Origin of the sequence: Nostoc sp. (genome assembly GCF_036919615.1) — a bacterium.
In the GTDB taxonomy this organism is placed as follows: Bacteria; Cyanobacteriota; Cyanobacteriia; order Cyanobacteriales; family Nostocaceae; genus Nostoc.
Map to the genome: position 1 here is coordinate 122,944 of NZ_JBALCN010000067.1, position 20,334 is coordinate 143,277.

Below are 20,334 nucleotides of genomic sequence, written 5' to 3' on the forward strand. Positions count from 1 at the left end.
ATTTTTGAAAACAGTTGGACTATTTATTCCTAAACGCAAAATTAGGGAATATCATCTGCATATCTAAAGTGAGGAATTGAATGCACCAGATATCAACTTAATAGTGATAATTTTCTGGATGTACTACTACTTAAGCAAAACAAAGGGTAAGTACATATCCAGAAAATGCTTAAGTTATTTCATCATCAATACTTTGCTTACCAAGCAATACCACAATAATTTAACTCCTTAATCGGTTCAGAAAACACACTTGCCAGATCCAAAATTTGTATTTTTTTGAGCGCTTCCCGTAATATCTGGCGAAACTCTGGACTAGCATGGGTAACTATTACTAATTCTGCGCTCTCCAGAGCTTGCTGTGGTTCTGCAACTAGCAGATCCTCAAAATGAGGAAGGTTATTTTGGATATAGGTGAGATTGGTTCCCATTAACCGAGCTTCATAGACGGCTTGGTCATAAATTTTTATTTGGCAGCCTTCCCCAATCAATCGCTTAACTAGCAGCACTGCTGGACTTTCTCTTAAGTCATCTGTACCTGGTTTAAATGCCAATCCTAAAATAGCAATCTTCCTTGCCCCAAGGCGTAATACATGCTGGGCGGCTAAATCAACTTGGAGGCTGTTAGTAGTTGGAAGGGCGTTTAGTAGGGGGACTGCTACATCCATGTTCCGTGCGTAGTAAAGCAAAGCACTCAAATCTTTTGGCAGACAGGAACCACCGTAGGCAAATCCAGGACGCATGTAAACAGGGGAAATATTTAATTTCGTGTCTTGTACAATGATGTTCATTACTTCTCGTCCATCGACGCCAAAGGCTTTGGCAACTCGTCCGATTTCATTAGCAAAGCCCACCTTGGTAGCGTGCCAGCAATTGGCAACATATTTAACCATTTCTGCTACAGATGGTTTGACTACAGTGAACGGTGCATCTACTGTGGCATACATCTGCCGTACTGCTGCTTCTGCCACAGGAGATTCAGTACCGATAATGGTGTAAGGTGGTTGCTCGTAATCTTTGATAGCCGAACCTTCGCGTAAAAACTCTGGGTTAAATGCTAGATGAATCGAATTATCACCTATGAGACTATCTAGCAGATTTTGACACTTTTCTAATGTTCCTGGAGGGACAGTGCTACGCAAAACAACCACATGACTTTCAGTCTTATGGATGGCAGCTTTTCCAATCTGCTTGCACACATTCCAAACGTAGGTAAGATCCGGTTCTCCCCTCTCTATTGGAGGTGTGCCAACGCTAATCAGGGAAACATCTGATGCTAGCACCGCCGCTTCAGCATCTGTAGTAGCTCTGATTAACTGAGATGCCACTCCGTCAATCAACAATTGACTCAGCCCAGGCTCTACAATAGGCGACTCTCCTTTACCGATCAAATCCACTTTTTCGGGATTTACATCTACCCCAATCACTTGATGTCCATCTCGGGCCAAGCAAGCTGCTGTTACGACACCGACATATCCTAAACCAAAAATGCTAATTTTCATAACTACCAGTTGTTATTTTTTCATACAGTACAAAAAATTCAGCCCTTACAGCGCTCTTCCATAGCATCTTAATTTAAGACTGAGTGATATAAATCTATAAAATCAACCCAATGCTTTTTGATGTCTAGAGGAAAAACACTTGTTCTCGCCTTCGCTCCTAGAGAAAGCCTCAAAGCCTCATTTTCAATCAAAGACTTAATAGCATCTGATAACTGCTTAATATTACCTGGGTTAACGATTAATCCATTTTCAGATTGAGTAACTATCTCAGGTATCCCTCCTACTGGTGTAACTATGACTGGTAACTCCCAAGCCATTGCTTCCAACATTGCTAATGGAAGACCTTCGTTGTAAGAAGGCAACAAAAAAACATCTGCTTCAGTTAAAAGAATATCACGTTCATCTGACCCTATCCAACCAGGCAATTGTATATAATTTTCTAGATTTAAAGTCGTAACTAAATTGCGTGCTTGTTCTATGTCACCATCTCCTGCCATAATCATACTTGATCTGGTTTGATATTCAGTAGGCAAAAAAGAAAAAGCTTTGATTAAATCAAATGCTCCTTTACGTTGACCAATTCGTCCTAAAAAAAGCAAGTTCACTTTACTAGAAACTGAACGGGATGGAACTTCAACAGGAACTTTTACTGGATTGTAAAAAACTACAACTTGTTCTGGCTTTAGACCAAGGTTTTCTATGTAGAAGTTTTTCCAACTTTCGGATAATACAATTAAGCGTTGACACTTACAAAATACCCAACTTAGCAATTTCTGTATCCATTTTGCAAGTCCAGCATAAAAAAGATGAAATTGACTACCATGAGCATGTAAAATTATCGGCTTGTGAAATACCCAAGCTAAAAGTGTCATAATTGCTTGTCGGAAAACACTGCCGCGCTGTGAAATTTCAATTTGAACAATATCAACTTCTTCCCTTATCAACATCCACAGAAATTTCCATATAGCTTTCAAAAACACCATGATTTTGAGTGCTATAGCTCCTTCATCGTGAGTAATAATATGATAAATTTGAACTTCCGAAGGAGCATACTCCAAAAAAAGTTTCTCATAACCTGAAATACCACCCTGCTGGAGTAAGCTAGGACCTAGCATGATAATTTTGAGAGTATTAGTTCGACACATAAGCTGTAATTTTTCAATAATTGATCTATATTGGATTAATATCTCAACAAAAGAATCACAATTTATAGGTTTGATTGATTTTCCTAGATTCAAAGCGCTGCCTAGCCTTTTACTGAGACCGATAAAGTCTATCGATTCTATTTTTGCAGACTTGTGCGTGTAGAAAGTTTGCTTGTTAATATTGCTGATACATAAAGTATCCATTCAAGACTATTTTGCTCTAATAATGAAGTTTCAGTTAAATTTGAAAGAATAATAAAGGTAAGATAAACTAAAAGCCATAAATTTTCAGGTGTTTGATTCCACCGGATAAAATATATCGCTCTTAATAAATTAATAACGAAGCCAATTAGAAAAACAAGGACTCCTAGTAAACCCAATGCTAGCCACAGATCCAGAAAACCATTGTGAGCATTAGGAACATTCCATTGTACAGCTTCTGCAATAAGAGAAGCCTCACTATTATCCTCTATCCAGAATGCTCCATAGCCATATCCTAGCCACGGTTTTTTCGCAATCATTTCCAACACAACAGGCCATAATTCTGAACGTCCAGTGAGTGTTGTGTCCTTACCTACTGAGCCTAGAATTGTATCCGCTTGTGAGACAAACCAAGCATAAAAAGCTATGCTAATGGTTGATACGAATGTCAAAACAGGTATCATTACTTTATACTTTAAATGTAAAATTCGAGTATATATAAAAAAAGCTGCTGTAATGATTATAAAATTACCTAAAGATGTTGTTGATTTTGAGAAGAATACAATTATTCCAGAAGTAACATAGCCAAGCCATGAAACCCAGCGATTTTCTCGATTAGTCATGGCAAAGAAGAAAAATATTGCTCCACTAAGTAAAAATCTCCTGCCAAGAATATTTTTCTGTGGGTATATTCCTCGCCAAGCACCCATCTCAGCATCGACTCCAATACCATATTGTGGTAGTAATACAACAAATAATAAACACATTACTCCTGAGAAAGCAAGCATGTATGCACATAACTTCAGTTGTTGTTTTAAGGTGTAGCGTGAAGCTAAATAAACCCCAAAAAGCATTGTTCCTGCAAGACCCAAAACACGACGTATAGTAGTATCTGAATCTAAAGACCAAAAACTAGAAAGTGCACAAACTCCGAGTAATACCCAAATAAATTTATCTTTGCTAAAAACGTAAGTAGCCTTCTTCCAACGTAGAGTAATTAAGAAAAGGGTAACTATATAAGTAAAAGTGAAAAACAATCTGAATATGATTCTATCACCTTCTTTGGCGGTAAAGCCATCCGTTATCAAGGCATCTAATGGAGTTCCTGAATAGATCATCAAAAAAGTGATTGTTGCTAATTCTTCAGCAAAAATTAAAAATTTCCTCATTTGTTATGATTATGATATGTAAATATCATTGGATACATATATATTAAATAATTCACACAGTTGTGATTACTACTCTAAGTTGATTTTGACAAATACTTTACTATCTCTCTCTATTCATTCACTTTTGATGAGATGGCTGTATTTTTGAGATTGACATTTTTTTGATTAAGCCCAAAGACATAAGTAACCTACGTTCAAAATTCTATAATTTAAGCATAGAAGTTTTGATATCTCATGCTAGGCTTGGAGGCACAATTCCCTTTTTTAGTAGTCTTGAAATTCACCCTTCCAAGTTTTTTGTAATTATTTTTATCTTCTGGCTTCTGCCTTTGTTTTCTGAAGAGGCTCCTATGTTTTGAACTTTTTGGTGAAAATAGAGCGAACTTGCTGCCTAAACTGCTGAGGGAACAGCCACATAGTTAAGTACAAGCAGATATCAATTGGTCGAAGCTTACCCCAGCGGATAGCTTCCCACAACAAAGGAAAGAATGCTTTCCAATCACCGACTAAGGACGCAGAAGGAGTGATAATTGTTGCAATAAAGCCTGAATAAGCCTTTGGTGTTACTAAATTGCGGGTAGAACGAATCCAATCCAAGGAATATTGCCAGTCATTGATGTTGCTTAAGCGCTTAATTCCCATTTCTGAATGCCAGATTGCCATAGGCTCAGGCACAAACTCTACTCCTACACCTTCGATAGCACTAACGCGAAGCAACCACTCCCAATCCTCATGTCTGTAAAATTTTTCTTCCAGAGGTATTTTTTGCACTAACTCTTTTTTCACGAAAATAGTTGAGGTTTGTATGCAGCCCTCTCCTTTAAAAAAGGAGTTACGCGCAAAAAGATATTCGCTTATAGGTTCAGAGAGCTTAGGTAGCCTTCTTGGACAAATAAACTCACCTTTTTGGGTCTGGGAAATGAAACGACTGGCGACAACTGGAAAATCATAATGGGAATTATTTGCTACTTCAAGTTGACGCTGCAATTTTTGTGGAAGCCATTCATCATCATCATCTAAAAAGGCTATCCAAGTACCTTTAGCTTCTCTCACACCAGTATTTCTAGCCCCTGATGGTCCAATATTTTTTGGTAGTTCTACCACTCTCAATCTTGGATCTGTTATCTGAGATAGTACATTGACTGTTTCCTGATCAGGACCGTCTATTATCACAATCACTTCAATTGATTGCAGCGTTTGAGTTAATGCTGTTATGACACCCCTAGCAACAATTTGTGGTCTATTGCGTGTAGGAATCACTACGCTGACTATTGTTTGATTACTTTCATTTACCATTGCTAATTTTTGAGTGGTTACTTTTTCTACTTGAAGATATTCAATATTCATTGCTCTAGTTATCTTAAATTTTGTAACTTTACTATTTTAGAAGCAGAGTCAGTCATTGAAACTTCATACCTTTCTGAGAAATTTTTCCAATACAACATGAATTCCTCCTAAAGCATAAATAGTCAGGAAAACAAAAAACAAAATATAGGAGGAAGTCGCAATAATCAGAGTTAATAAAAAATCTAAATTAATTTTTTTTAAAATTAAGAATACAACTAGCATCAAAGTGCTTATTATAAGAGGACGGCGAAATATTCGCCAGAAATTTAATGGAAATAGAAGAGTATAGGTAAAGTAAACATACTGGCTAAAGCCAAGAATAGTCATTAGCAATGACATTATAGCTGCACCTTGTAACTGATATTGCGAAACTAATGCCACACCTGCCAAGCTTCCTAATGAAGTTGTAATAACCACTTCACGCAGGTTCACTATCTCATAATGATTGGCTACAAGTAGATAGCACAGTGTGCGTATGAAGGGCAAGAAAAGTAGTGCTACAGCACTTATACTCAGAGCTAAACTTCCTTGAGCAAAGCTAGGATGATAAATAAAAATCAATAAATCTCTGCCAAAAAATAACAATCCAAGGAATAAGGGTAATCCCATAGTTAGTAGAATTTCAATAAAGCTTTCAGTGATCCGCTGCTGCTTTTCCCGCCCTTGACCTACTACTTTTGAGAGTCTCGGAAACATAGCTACAGTTATACTGTTGGCAATAATCAAAAATGGTTGTAGCAGTTGTACTATTCCACCAAAAAGACCTACTAAAAACTCATTTCCTAACAATGAAAGTATCAAGATTTGAATTCTGCTACTTACCACAGACATTGCTTCAATAGCAACAAATGTCCGTGCATTTTTAATTATATTCCATATAAGAATTCTATCAATCTGCCATTGTATTTTGACGAAGCGGGTGATGAGAATCCATTCAATTACCAAAATTAATGTTTCTGAAAAAAATAGGATCGCCCCCAGATATTCGATTCCGTATTTCAATTGCATTGCCCAGATCATTATTAGTAGGCGTAGGACATACACTGGGACTGTAGCAATGGCAATCAAATGCATCTTTTCTTTAGCTTGGAAAATTGCCTCCGTTACGTTGGAAAGTGCAAAGGGAATAATCGTTAAGCCCATAATGTAGCAAACAGTAGACGTTTGAGAACTATAGGGAAGTAAAAACACTACAAAAACTAACGCCCCATAGCTCAAAAAACTAAATATTAATTGCAACCAGGTACCACTCATTAAATAAACTGATGTTTTTTGTGGTTCATGGGCTAGTTCTCTGGTAAACAATACCTTTAGCCCCTGTGAAGCAATGCCCACAAAGATAAAATAGTAGCTATACGCTAGTAGATACTGACCTAAAGCCTCAGCTCCTAGAGTACGAGCAATAGCAGCAGTTAATACAAAGGCTGTAATGCTTTGCGCTAACCGATTCACTAGCATTGAGAGGGAATTACTTATTAATTTGTACTTTTCTACCATTCTAAAATTATTAATCAGCCTATTTCGTTAATTTTAAATCACCAATACCTTAAATCTCATGACTTACTTTTATCTGAATATACTGTTAGAACTTTTTTAGCTTTTTCATACATCACATCCAGTCATAGGAGTCAAGTACAAAAATGCATTTTTCCCAAGATTTATTAACAAATCTTTTGGGTTGTAAATCCGAAAGCTTTTATTACCCTTAAACAGATAGTTTTTCACTCAGTAAAGTAGAAAAATCTAAATTTAATGCGTGAAAAATTTTACTATCAAGTGCAATCTTTGTATCAATAGGTAAACCGTATAATGATTGCTGTTCGCTATAATTTAGTCTTAGTAAGCACCTTCTTTTTTCAAAACTACCATAACTGTTTTGAGGAGAATTTCAAAGTCTAAGCCAAGTGACCAATTTTCAATATAGTTAAGATCAAGATTAATCACTTGTTCAAAATCTAAAATATCTGAGCGCCCTGAGACTTGCCAAAGACCTGTAATACCAGGTAAAACTTCATGTCGGATAAAATGATGTTCAGAAAACTTATCAACATCTCTAGTAGGTAAAGGGCGAGGTCCTACTATACTCATTTCTCCAAAGATAACATTAAAAAGTTGAGGTAATTCGTCTAAGCTGTAACGACGAAGGAATTTTCCAACACGAGTAATGCGAGGATCGTCTTTAATTTTAAAGATAATTCCATCTTTAGTTTCATTTAATGCTTCTAATTCTTTCTGTAATTTTTCAGCATCAGACCTCATCGTTCGGAATTTCCATACTTTAAATTGTTGCCCATGTAATCCTATACGGGTTTGCCTGTAAAATACTGTGCCGGGAGAGTCCAGTTTAATAGCTATAGCTATAGCTATATAAATAGGGAATGAAAACATTACAAATAAAGTCGCGAAACAAAAATCACAACTACGCTTTATCCAAAAATCTTTACCTGTAATTATTGGACAATCCAAGCTCAGACAAGGCATCCCCCCTATCTTATTAAATTCTACGTTTCTATAAATTGGTTTTAATTCCATCGGTAAAATATGTACTTGGATGCCAGATACTTGAAATAACCAGCATAAAAACATTCTATTTTTTAGAGCATCCCAAGATATAAAAACTTCTGTTACACCTAATTCATTAAGTTGATTCAATGTTTGTTGACGTTTATATCTGTCTAATGAATTAGCACTCGCTGTTCCAGATATGATGTAATGTTTTTCTTTTTTTATAAAGCTAGCAATCTGTTCATGATCTTGAGGGTCACAAATAATGAATACAGAAGAACGAACTATTTTTTTCTGCTTACGCAAATATTCAAGAGTAGTATTTACAGCATATCTACCAGTACAAATAAAAAATATACTCATTAACCAAGATAATAATATTAATCTTGGACGTGTAATATCAACAACTGGTTTATACAAAGAACAAACAAGGAGTATTAATCCATGAGCAAAAGTTAGTGATTTGATAATATTCAAATAGTCATAGCGTTTTTGACCTTCTCGATAAATACCTTGGACAGCTAGTGCTCCTACTTGAATCCCAATAGTTATTAAAATCGGTAAATAATGGCTTGGTATATACCAAGTAAAATAGTCATAAGAAGATTGATATCCAGCTAAAAGCCAAGCTAAGGATAAAAGAGTATAGTCTACCAAAAACAATGTTGTTAATCTCAACCACCACGAACCCTTGCGTACCCTGACAAATGCAGATGCACGTAAATCTAAAGGCACTTCACTGAATTTATTTGTTGTAATGCTTTGATTACTCATAAGTTAGGAACACTTGGTGTAATTAAAATCTAATGGGGAACTTATATAATATAAGTGGGATATCTCACATTTTTATTTCAAAGAAACTTGGTCTTTGTAGTCTACTATTAACCATTTTCTTTCGAGTAACTTTAAGTTCTTGATCAAAAGCATCTTCCAGGGTCGGTTTAAGTATGGTTACTACCCAGATATTTAGCTTTTGTTGTAGGATAAAATTCAGTTCGGTCTGGAGATTTTGAGCTTTAATGCCAAAAAAAGGATTTGTTGGTGAGTTAACTTATAGTTGAATAAAATTCCTGACATTAATAATTAAGTAAGTCAGGTAAAAATATTAGGATCTTTAAGGTGCGTAATGGTTGAACTGAGTGAGTTACTACAGTTCCATTGCAGAGTTCCATTTCTATGAAACAGTGATATTCCTTCCGAAATTACTGTAGCATATTTAGCTAGACTAATTCAGCTTTGCTTAGAAATTCTCTGTTTCTTTACGCATAATTACTGATTAACAAAACTTACAAACTTAACTTACAGCAAAATGCATTAAAAATTTGACTATTGTTACAAAACTTTACATGTCGAATATTGTGGTTCAACTTGGGTCAGTTTCATAGACATTTTTAGAGAATTGTTCACAGATTAATGAAAATAATTCTGATAACTGAAAGTAATGTCAACAATGTCTGATATTTGTAAGTCTTACTATATCTGCGTTATAGACATTTTTGCCTCCTAAGAGAGTCTATTTTTTTTGCTCGAATTTTTTTACGTCTACATTACATTTTGGACTATTCTAATCTTGAATTTAGGGCTAAGTACACGTCTCCAGAAATTAGGTAGGGAATTAACTTTTGGGATAAACAGTGTATAGTGCGATCGCAATTTTGATTTCCGACCCCTTTTTACGGCGAGATGTACTTAGATTCGGTGGTATCACCATAAAATAAATCAACATTGGACTTGTTGCAAGTCTTTGCTTGTAGCCAAAGAGCTTGAACATCGGTGAGAGATTAAAGTTAAACGCTTTTTTTCAATCAGTTAAAATACTCAAAATGTTCTTAAGAATCTGTATCTAACGTCATATTGACACAAATGCTAAGCCTGGTGCAAGATTTTCATTTTATCTTTAGTGAGATGAAACCCACCTGATGAGAGTTTTACTGAGTCAGCGTAACGCTCTCCGAAGAAACTGCATTTGCTTGAACTTGTAGACCTGACCTGAAAGTGCTGAGTAAAAAAATACTAGTCCTCAGCCCCAGTCCCCAGTCCCCAGTCCCTCTTTAATCTGTTCTGGTGTATACAGTTCATGACGGCTACTTAATTATTTAAGCAAATTATCATTACAACTTTACACTATTTTTACATATGAGGAAACACAATGAAGATTTGGTAATAATTATTTTTTCTTTCAACAAATGTTCAGAAAAAACGATAAAGTCTGTTCAGGGTTATATTTGAGCTATCTCAGATTTAAATAAAACAAAAAAGCTTTTATTTGTCAACAAAAGATAAAGCCGCAAATTAAATATTTGTCACTGGCTGCATCTCAACAATTGATCAGACAATTTTTTGGTTTAAATTGGATTTTAAAGTTTTAGTTAAAATTAAGATGCTGGGTAAAAAAGTGGTGGTGTTATGTTAAGTATAAGTAAATTAGCTAGAGCTTTAAATACAATTATTTTTAAAGATGTATATAATTGCCTGTGTACTGTAAACCATAAGCAGTAACCCTTTGGAAAAGCAAGCTAGGCGTATGCGCCCTGCTCTTACAAGCTAGCTAGGTTTTGTTTTTATAGCCTCTGGCTTCTATACCTGAAGGCATGAATTTGCAACCTTACATGGAATTTGATATAAAAAAATACGATAAATAATAAATTAAAAGAATGGCATTTGCTGATGGAGTTAATATATATAAAATGCAGAAAAATAGCCAGACTTCAGAATATAAGCAAAATATTCCGTTAAATACCTTAACTCACATCATCGGCACTCAAGTTCTACAGGAATGGAATAATAGCCAAGTAGTTTCTCATCAGGATCTGTGCATCCATCAAATGTTTGAGATGCAAGTAGAGCGATCGCCCCAAGCCATTGCTGTAGTCTTTGAAAATACAGAACTTACTTATCGGCAGTTAAACCAGCGGGCGAATCAGCTAGCGCACTACTTACGTGCTTTAGGCGTTGGACCTGAAGTACTTGTGGGCATTTGCCTAGAGCGCTCCTTGGAGATGATTGTAGGACTGCTGGCAATTCTCAAAGCTGGAGGTGCTTATGTGCCTTTAGACCCGGCATATCCCTTAGAGCGTTTAGCCTTCATTTTGGAAGACACCCAGACACCAGTATTGTTAACCCAAGAAAAATTTGTCAAGAATCTATCACCGCATCAAGCACAAGTAATTTGTTTGGACTCAAAATGGCAAGGGAATATCGGAAATACTCAAGAAAATCCTGTAAGTCAGACGACGGCTGATAATCTTATCTACGTAATCTACACATCTGGTTCTACAGGACAGCCCAAGGGTGTAATGATCCCTCACCGTGGAATCTGCAATCAACTCTACTGGAAGCAAACAACCTTTAAATTAACTCAGGCAGACAAAGTTTTACTGACTATTTCTTTTAGCTTTGACCCCTCAGTGTGGCAGATATTCTGGCCATTGTGTTTTGGAGGGCAATTGTTCATAGCTCGCCCTGGTGGACATCAAGATACTGCCTACCTTGTGAAGGTGATTACTGAGCAGCAAATCACCGTCCTAGCTTTAGTCCCTTCCATACTCCGTGTCTTACTCGAAGAGCAGGGAATTGAAAATTGCCGATTCCTCAGGCACATTATCTGCGGTGGTGAAGCTTTACCTGGCGAACTCATAGAACGCTTCTTTGCTCAACTGAATTTGGACAATGTTCTATATAATTGCTATGGTCCGACAGAAGCTTCTATTGATACCACTTTTTGGGCTTGCCAGCGCGGCACTAATTACGCCATTGCTCCCATTGGTCGCCCGATTACTAATGCAGAGATTCACATCCTCGATGAAAATTTGCAGCCTGTGCCTGTTGGTGAATCAGGTGAACTGCACATTGGCGGTATTGGTCTAGCACGAGGCTATCTTAATCGTCCAGAATTGACTATAGATAAGTTCATTTTCGACCCTTTTATTTCTGAAAGAAGGGCACATCTTTACAAAACTGGGGACTTGGCACGTTACTTGAGTGATGGTAATATCGAGTTCCTTGGTCGTATTGACCACCAAGTAAAGATTCGTGGCTTCCGAATTGAATTGGGAGAAATTGAAGCCATATTAGGTCAACATCCGGCACTGACACAGACTCTAGTCATAGCTAGAGAGGATGTTACAGATGACAAGCAACTCGTGGCATATGTTGTTGCCAGTCCAGAGCAAATCCCTAGCCAGGCTGAATTGCGTCGCTTTTTGCAAGGTCATCTGCCTGACTACATGGTGCCTGGTTTCTTTGTATTTTTGGACACCTTGCCATTAAATGCCAACGGTAAAATAGACCGCCACGCCTTGCCTGCACCGGATACATTTAATTTTAGGCTGTCAACTAACTTTGTTCCACCTCAGAATTTAACAGAAGAAGTCTTAGCTACCATCTGGGCGAAAGTTTTGCGCCTGAAACAAGTAAGTATCCACGACAATTTTTTTGAATTAGGAGGTCATTCACTGTTGGCCACTCAAGTGATGTCTCGGGTGCGCCAAGCTTTTCGGATAGAAATACCGTTGCAACTCTTATTTGAGAATCCAACGATCGCTACTTTAGCTCAAGCAATCGCCCAAAACCAGACTCAAGAAGATGATCCCCAAAATCAGACTATTCCCCAAGTAGCCAATAGAGAATCAGCCCCTTTATCCTTTGCCCAGCAGCGAGTATGGTTTTTGCAGCAGTTGCAACCCAACAGCCGAGCATATATCCTCTCGAATGCACAGCGCTTAACGGGCAAATTAAATGCAGGTGTATTACAACAGTCATTAGATGCGATCATTGTCCATCATGAGGCACTGCGAACAAACTTTATTACATCACTTGATGGTAGCCCCATACAAGTAATTGGCCCGCCTCGGCCAGTGGAACTGAAAATCATTAAGGTAACACCGGAGCAAGTGGAATGTCTCCTAAATCAAGAGGTGCAACATCCCTTCAACCTAGAATCTGACTTGATGCTGCGAGCTACTTTGCTCCAGGTAGATGAACAGGAGCATATACTCTTGTTGGTCATGCATCACATCGCCTCAGATGGCTGGTCAATAGGCATTCTCTGGCAGCAGTTAACAGACGTTTATGAAGCCTTTTTGAGCAATAAGCCTTCCCCCCTGGCAAAATTGCCCATTCAGTATGCAGATTTTGCTGTGTGGCAGCATCAATGGCTATCAGGTGAGGTACTTTCCAGCCAAATTAACTATTGGAAAACCCAGTTAGCAGGTGCTAAGACTGTACTGGAATTGCCTACCGATCGACCCCGGCCACCAGTCCAAACTTACCAAGGTGCAGCCCAATCTCTGATCCTACCGCAGACTTTGAGTGCATCACTCACAGAACTCTCGCATCAGGAGGGGATCACCCTATTCATGACATTGCTGGCGGCCTTTGGGACAATACTGCACCGCTACACTGGGCAAGAAGATATTCTCATCGGTTCTCCCATTGCCGGCCGTAACCGTTCTGAAATTGAAGGGTTGATCGGATTTTTTATTAACACTGTTGTTTTACGGACTGATTTTGTCGGCAACCCCAGTTTTCGGTCAGTGCTAAGTCGAGTTCGCCAGATGGCATTAGATGCTTATGCACATCAAGATATGCCCTTCGAGAAACTGGTAGAAGAACTTCAACCAGAGCGAGATACCAGTCGCAACCCACTGTTTCAAGTATGGTTTAATATGCTCAACTTAAGGGACATCCAACTGGAACTACCTGGGGTGGCTATAGAACCAGTTTCGATGCTAGAAACAGCTTCCAAGTTTGACTTAACCCTGTACGTTATAGAACAAAACCAAGGAATCAAACTTGATTTAGTCTATAACACCGATTTGTTTACTTCAGAGCGGATGATGGAAATGCTTCATCAATTCCATCATTTGCTGAATCAAATTGTTGCTGCTCCGGAGAGCCAGATTAGTTTATATTCCCTGGTAACACCAGAAGCCCAGTCTTTACTACCAGAACCAAGGGCGGTTTTGCCAGAACCACGGTATGAATTGACGACAACAATGTTTACCTCTTGGGTAAATAGCACTCCAGAACATTCATCACTCCGTCAAGGATTTCGCACTTGGAATTATGGGGAATTGGGCAAAAGCGCTCAAATCTTAGCACAGGTTATGTTGTCTCACGGAGTGGAGCGAGGAGATGTCGTAGCCGTGTTTGGGACACGAAGCTTTGGTCTGATTGCCAGTATGGTTGGCGTACTCTTGAGTGGCGGTGTGCTACTCACCCTCGATCCGCAACTTCCTAGCAATCGCCAGCGGCTGATGCTACAAGAAGCTAAAGCCAAATATATATTATATATTGATGGTCAGTGCCCAGAAAACGAAAAGATATGGCAGTCTTTAACTAGCATCTGTGTAAACCCAGACACAGGAGAAGCGATAAATTCACTCAAAAACAGCATTGAAGCAGTAAACCTACCTGAAATCGCTGCTGACGATGCAGCTTATATTTTCTTTACTTCTGGCACTACTGGTGTACCTAAAGGAGTGTTGGGATGTCACAAAGGGATGGCGCATTTTCTTAACTGGCAGCGGCAGACCTTTAAAATTAATCAGCAAGACCGCGTTGCCCAATTAACGGGTTTTTCCTTTGATGTCGTCCTCAGAGATATCTTTTTACCTTTGACTAGTGGTGCAACCCTGTGTTTGCCAGAAGAAGGAGATAACCTAGAACCAACTAGGATTCTGCGTTACTTGGAGAATGAACAAATTTCTGTACTCCACACAGTTCCTTCGCTGGCGCAATTATGGTTAGCGAATGTGCCGTCAGGAGTCTCTTTACGTAATTTACGCTGGTTGTTCTTGGCTGGAGAACCTCTGAAGGAAACACTTGTACTTCGCTGGCGGGAGGCTTTTCCAGAATCAGGTGAAATTATTAATCTCTACGGCCCGACAGAGACAACTTTGGCGAAGTGTTATTACCAAGTACCTATTGAGTGTACACCAGGGGTACAGCCAGTAGGATTGCCGCTTCCTCAAACCCAAGCACTGGTTTTCACACCAAATAACCAACCGTGCGGTATCGGTGAACCGGGCGAGATTGTGATCCGAACTCCATTCCGCAGTTTGGGCTATATCAATGCCCAACAAGAAAACTGTTTTCGGTTTGTTAAGAACCCTTTTCGGAATGATCAACAGGATTGGCTTTATTATACAGGCGATCGCGGATGCTATCGTCCAGATGGCTCTCTAGAAATTCTCGGTCGCCGAGATCATCAAGTCAAGATCCGTGGGATACGCATTGAGCCAGGGGAAATTGAAACGGTGTTAGCCCAACATCCAGATGTATTCCAAACTGTAGTAATTGCCCGTGAAGATGTTCCCGGTGATCAACGTTTGGTGGGTTACATTATACCGAATCAGGACTCTGCAACCGCGATTAGTGATATCCGGCGCTTCCTCTCAACAAAATTGCCACAGTACATGCTACCTTCGGCTTTTGTCTTGCTGGACACTATGCCCTTAACTCCCAACGGCAAGGTAGACCGGCGTGCCCTACCTGCACCAGACTTATCGAGGCAAGAGCCAGAAGCCACCTTTGTTGCTCCCCGCAATCAGGTGGAACACCAGCTAATACAGATTTGGGAACAAATTTTAGGTGTCCAGCCCATTGGCGTCAGGGATAACTTCTTTGAGCTAGGAGGACACTCCATCTTAGCAGTAAAACTGTTTTGGCAAATTGAGAAGACATTTAGTAAAAATCTCCCTCTTGCGATTCTCTTCCAGTCAGGGACTGTAGAGGCTCTAGCCAAAATAATCTGCCAAGAAGAAGATTTAACAAGAAACTTGGCTTTAGTAAATACCTTAGATAAATCAAAATCTAGCTGGTCATCCTTGGTAGAAATTCAACCCAACGGTTCCAAGCCACCTTTTTTCTGTATTCACGGACTGGGTGGAGAAGTCTTGTGTTTTCGTGAATTGGCAATGCATCTGGGATCAGACCAACCATTCTACGGACTACAGCCACAAGGGCTAGATGGAAAACACCCTTTCCATACGCGGGTTGAAGACATGGCAGCACACTACATTCAAGAAATTCAGACCCTTCAGTCCAATGGTCCTTATTTTCTGGGAGGTTATTCTTTTGGTGGTGTAGTTGCTTTCGAGATGGCTCGGCAACTCCAAAAGCAAGGTGAACAAGTTGGTATTCTAATTATGCTTGATAGTTGTCGTCCAGGTTATAGCTGGCGGGCGTCATTTCTCAAGCGAGTTTTTTTGCATTTAAATAATATAGTTCAACGCGGGCCTACCTACCTTTGGCAAAAGGTTGTGAGATGGAGCTATTGGCGTAAGCACCATCTCCAAAATAGCTATAACCGTTACTTGGAAGGAGTACTTCATTTACCTGAAACTGACAAGCATTTAAAGATTATAGATGCTAACATTCAAGCCCTCAGTGAATATATCTTTTCACCTTACCTTGGTCGAATTATCCTCTTGCGAACGGAGGATCGCAATCGACTTGAAGCTATAGGCACAGAATACGATCCTCAATTCGGCTGGGGCGACCTAGTGGCTGGAGGATTAGATGTCCATTACATTCCTGGATCTCACCTTGATCAACTTAATGAACCCCACGTCCAGGTGTTAGCTGAAACATTGAGAAATTGCTTAACTCAGGCGCAGTCTCCAAAGAATTAATTTGAACTTTTCCTTCAGTTCAGGATTTCGAGGCAACGGGTCAGCATCTATGAAGCCTTGGAAAATAAGAGACCACAACGGCAGAAAATGATCACCTGAAAGTTATGGTTAGCTAATGATATTGTGAGATCACTGCTGCAAAAGGGTTTTCTGACTTAAGGCAAATGGCGATTGTGCAGCCTTTTTTCTACCAGAGGCTGCGCCAACCAGTTATCTCCAAAGTGGCGTGAGACGCCAAGGGCAAACGAGCGTCACCCGAAGGGTATCTGAAAATCCTCTACCTTTGCACAACTCAGTACTGCTGGGTAGTTTTGCTATTTCTTAGTACAGTTTTGCATAAAAGCGTAGCATTTTCAATGCAGGGCAACGCATTGACATTGTAAGCTGACGCATTAACATTGTAAGCCGACACATTCACAATGCGGCTGATGCATTAACATTGTAAGCCGACGCATTCACTACTGCGGCTGACGTATTGGCATTGTAAGCCGACGCATTCACAATGCGGCTGATGTATTATCATTGTAAGCCGACACATTCACAATGCGGACAACGCATTAGCATTGCAGGGTATTACCAAATTTAATTCGCTACGAATTAATGAAATACAGTATTTAGTCTAAAAACCAATTGGGAGAATAATAGAAAAATACTTGCTTGTAGTAACTAGGATGAGATAATTACTTTGGGAAACTGGAATACTGGTCACAGTCGAATAACCAAAAGACCTGATCAATTTAATAATGCAATGAATCTTGCTAGTGTCACAAATTGAACAGAGGTAATTATTGTGGCACTGAAAACTCGAATGACTGTCGTTTTTAGATTTTAAGTTGGTAAGCAATTTACAATCCACTGATGCTATATAGACGATTTGGACGCACAGAATTACAGATGCCAGTGTTTTCCTGCGGTGGCATGAGATATCAGTTCAAATGGCAGGATGTTCCTAATAATGAAATTCCTGTTGATAATCAGGCGAATCTGGAAGCAATTATTAGAAGGGCAGTTGAAGTTGGAATTAATCATATTGAAACTGCCCGTGGTTATGGCTCTTCCGAAATGCAATTGGGGAGAATATTGCCTAAGTTTTCCCGCGAAAAGTTGATTGTTCAGACCAAAGTCAACCCAGAGGCAGATGCAAAAGAATTCCGTAATAAATTTGAACAATCATTGAAAAATCTCCAATTAGATTATGTTGACCTTTTAGGGTTGCACGGCATCAATCATGCTGAGTCATTCGACTACAGCATCCGTCCTGGTGGCTGTTTGGAAGTAGCGCAGCAATTGCAAGCTGAGGGAAAAGTTAGATTTATTGGCTTTTCCACACACGGCTCAACAGATATGATTGTGCAGACAATTAATACTAACCAATTTGATTACGTCAACCTCCACTGGTATTACATTAATCAATGGAATTGGGCAGCAATTGAAGCAGCTAAACGCCACGATATGGGAGTGTTTATTATTAGCCCATCTGATAAAGGGGGTTTGTTATATAAACCTCCAGAAAAGTTAGTAAATCTTTGCGCCCCTTTGAGTCCAATGGTGTTTAATGATTTGTTTTGTTTGAGTCATCAAGAGGTGCATACCCTGAGTCTGGGAGCAGAAAAACCACAAGATTTTGATGAACACCTGAAGACTTTAGAATTAGTAAATCGGGCATCAGAAATTTTGCCACCAATTTTAGCGAGGTTGGAGTCAGAAGCGATCGCTACTTTGGGAGAAGATTGGGTAAAATCCTGGCAGACCAATCTACCAACCTTTGACCAAACGCCGGGTGAGATAAATATTCGGGTGATTTTGTGGCTGCGGAATCTAGCGATCGCCTACGATCTGGTAGACTACGCTAAAATGCGCTACAACCTGCTTGGCAATGCCAGCCACTGGTTCCCTGGTAACAAAGCTGATCGGCTAGATGAATTAGACTTGCGGCAATGTCTCGTCCGCAATCCCCACGCCGATAAAATCCCCCAAGTTTTGGAACAAACCCATCAGTTGTTAGCGGGTGAAGCCGTCAAACGTCTATCTAAGACTTGACAAATTACATAAATAGGGCATTGAGCATGGGAAGTAGTAAATAATAATTATTAATGCCCAATGCTTAATGCCCGATCCCAATACTTCTCTACCAGACGCTCTTGCTAGCTTGCTTCCCTGGAGGGGTACGCTCATTACAAGTCACTCAGCACAAGTGCCCAACACTAGTACAGCACGGCGTAAATAGAGCAACCATTTAAAACCCTAAAAAGCCTATTCCGTAATACTTTTGACTTTTGACTTCCGCCTTGCGGTACTAGTCAGATTTTGTCGTATCCGATGATTTATTTCCTTTCGGTACGACTAGCACCTTATCAACGCGGTTACCATCCATATCCATCACTTCAATTCGCATACTTTGCCATTCAAAATAATCTGCTGCGGCAGGAATACGAGCTAAATTGGTAATCACAAAACCGCCTAAGGTTTGATAACTGCCGCGTTCCTCAGATTGCCACTCTTCCATACCGAAAAGTTCCAAAAACTCCTCTACAGGCAACATCCCATCCAAAAGCCAGGAACCATCTTCGCGTTGCACAGCTTGTGGTTGATCCTGCCCATCTGTTGAAGGAACATCACCCACGATTTCGCTCATGATGTCGTTGAGAGTGACTAATCCTTGAATCACGCCGTATTCATCGACTACTAGCGCCATATGAGTGATAGTTTGCTTGAACAATTCCAAAACTTTCAAGCCACGGGTGCTTTCTGGCACGAATACTGGCTGTCGCAATCCCACTGTCAAGTCTAGCGGTTCTCCTCGGAAACTCCTGGCTAATAAATCGGTAACTGGGATAACACCCAGCACATTGTCAAGTCCTCCCTGACAAACCGGATACCGAGAATAGGCACTATCAACCATTTTTTGGCGATTTTCGTCGGCAGAGTCCTCTAAGTCCAGCCAGACAATATCTGGACGGGGTGTCATTAAGTAGCTGACAGGGCGATCGCCTAAACGAAAGACTCGCTCCACCATATCCTGTTCGGCTTCCTCAAAGGTTCCCGCCTCGGTACCTTGCTCAATTAAAATTTTAATTTCTTCTTCGGTGACTTGTGGCTCGGTAGAGGCTGTAATTCCCAACACTCGCAGGATCAAATCTGTAGAAGCGCTTAAGAGATAGACTACAGGAGAAGCGATCGCCGCCAAGGCTTGCATCGGAATAGCTACAATCGATGCAATCCTTTCTGGATTGTTCAATGCCAGACGCTTCGGTACCAATTCGCCAACAATGAGTGAGAAATAGGTAATCAGCAAAACCACTATTCCGAAAGAGAGTGGATCACTATAAGGTGCTAACAAAGGGACACGTTTTATATAAATTGCGACTCGGTTGGCAATTGTTGCTCCTCCAAAAGCACCAGTCAGGATACCGATCAGGGAAATACCTACTTGAACAGTTGACAGGAAATGATTTGGAGACTCAGCTAGTTTCAATGCTGCCTTTGCCTTGGTATCTCCTTGATTGGCAAGCTGCTGTAGCCTAACTTTGCGGGCTGAGACAATCGCCATCTCAGACATAGAAAACACGCCGTTGGCAATAATTAGCACCAAAATTATTAAAATTTCAAAAGTCATGGAGGACATGTTTAAAATTGCGGCTTATCAGAGCGAACGTAGCTCAATCCCTAGTATCTAGTATTTAAAGATGCTTCGATAAATGCTTTGACTGTACACAAAGTAATAGTTATAGTTCTTAAGTCTATTAGTCGCTGTGCATTATTCTTCCATCGGAGGAATAAGAAGGCTGTTAACACTTTTAAAATGGTTGACATAAACTGCCTCAAGATTTTC

General features: G+C 39.7%; 10 protein-coding genes. 2 read left to right on the plus strand and 8 right to left on the minus strand.

All coding sequences use genetic code 11. The features are described 5' to 3' along the window. Positions 1-197: 197 nt before the first annotated feature. From V7K48_RS19955 to V7K48_RS19985, 7 genes are all read right to left on the minus strand, one after another. The gene (locus tag V7K48_RS19955; RefSeq protein ID WP_335074936.1) at positions 198-1,499 is read right to left on the minus strand and encodes a UDP-glucose dehydrogenase family protein; all 1,302 of its coding nucleotides are present in this window, start codon (positions 1,497-1,499) and stop codon (positions 198-200) included. A 68-nt stretch (positions 1,500-1,567) separates the two neighbouring features. Beyond that, complete coding sequence (locus tag V7K48_RS19960) at positions 1,568-2,737, minus strand: glycosyltransferase family 4 protein (protein WP_335074937.1); 1,170 nt, start codon at positions 2,735-2,737, stop codon at positions 1,568-1,570. Positions 2,738-2,781: 44 nt separating this feature from the next. Then, the gene (locus V7K48_RS19965) at positions 2,782-4,014 is read right to left on the minus strand and encodes an O-antigen ligase family protein (RefSeq protein WP_335074938.1); all 1,233 of its coding nucleotides are present in this window, start codon (positions 4,012-4,014) and stop codon (positions 2,782-2,784) included. A gap of 348 nt (positions 4,015-4,362) precedes the next feature. Then, positions 4,363-5,361: a glycosyltransferase family 2 protein gene (locus V7K48_RS19970; RefSeq protein WP_335074939.1), complete on the minus strand. Its 999-nt coding sequence runs from the start codon at positions 5,359-5,361 to the stop codon at positions 4,363-4,365. Between the two features lie 63 nt (positions 5,362-5,424). Next, the gene (locus V7K48_RS19975) at positions 5,425-6,858 is read right to left on the minus strand and encodes an oligosaccharide flippase family protein (protein WP_335074940.1); all 1,434 of its coding nucleotides are present in this window, start codon (positions 6,856-6,858) and stop codon (positions 5,425-5,427) included. Positions 6,859-7,197: 339 nt separating this feature from the next. Beyond that, positions 7,198-8,640, minus strand: coding sequence for a sugar transferase (locus V7K48_RS19980; RefSeq protein ID WP_335074941.1), 1,443 nt, complete (start codon positions 8,638-8,640; stop codon positions 7,198-7,200). Positions 8,641-9,481: 841 nt separating this feature from the next. Next, positions 9,482-9,637, minus strand: coding sequence for a hypothetical protein (locus tag V7K48_RS19985; protein WP_335074942.1), 156 nt, complete (start codon positions 9,635-9,637; stop codon positions 9,482-9,484). A gap of 883 nt (positions 9,638-10,520) precedes the next feature. Between V7K48_RS19985 and V7K48_RS19990 the strand changes: the two genes are divergently transcribed. Together V7K48_RS19990 and V7K48_RS19995 are read left to right on the plus strand one after the other, a co-directional pair. After that, positions 10,521-16,502, plus strand: a complete 5,982-nt coding sequence (locus V7K48_RS19990; RefSeq protein ID WP_335074943.1) for an amino acid adenylation domain-containing protein — start codon at positions 10,521-10,523, stop codon at positions 16,500-16,502. A gap of 858 nt (positions 16,503-17,360) precedes the next feature. Further along, positions 17,361-18,542: an aldo/keto reductase gene (locus V7K48_RS19995; RefSeq protein WP_335074944.1), complete on the plus strand. Its 1,182-nt coding sequence runs from the start codon at positions 17,361-17,363 to the stop codon at positions 18,540-18,542. Between the two features lie 256 nt (positions 18,543-18,798). Here V7K48_RS19995 and V7K48_RS20000 read toward each other — a convergent pair whose 3' ends face one another. Further along, positions 18,799-20,127: a hemolysin family protein gene (locus V7K48_RS20000; protein WP_335074945.1), complete on the minus strand. Its 1,329-nt coding sequence runs from the start codon at positions 20,125-20,127 to the stop codon at positions 18,799-18,801. Between the last annotated feature and the right edge of the window lie 207 nt (positions 20,128-20,334).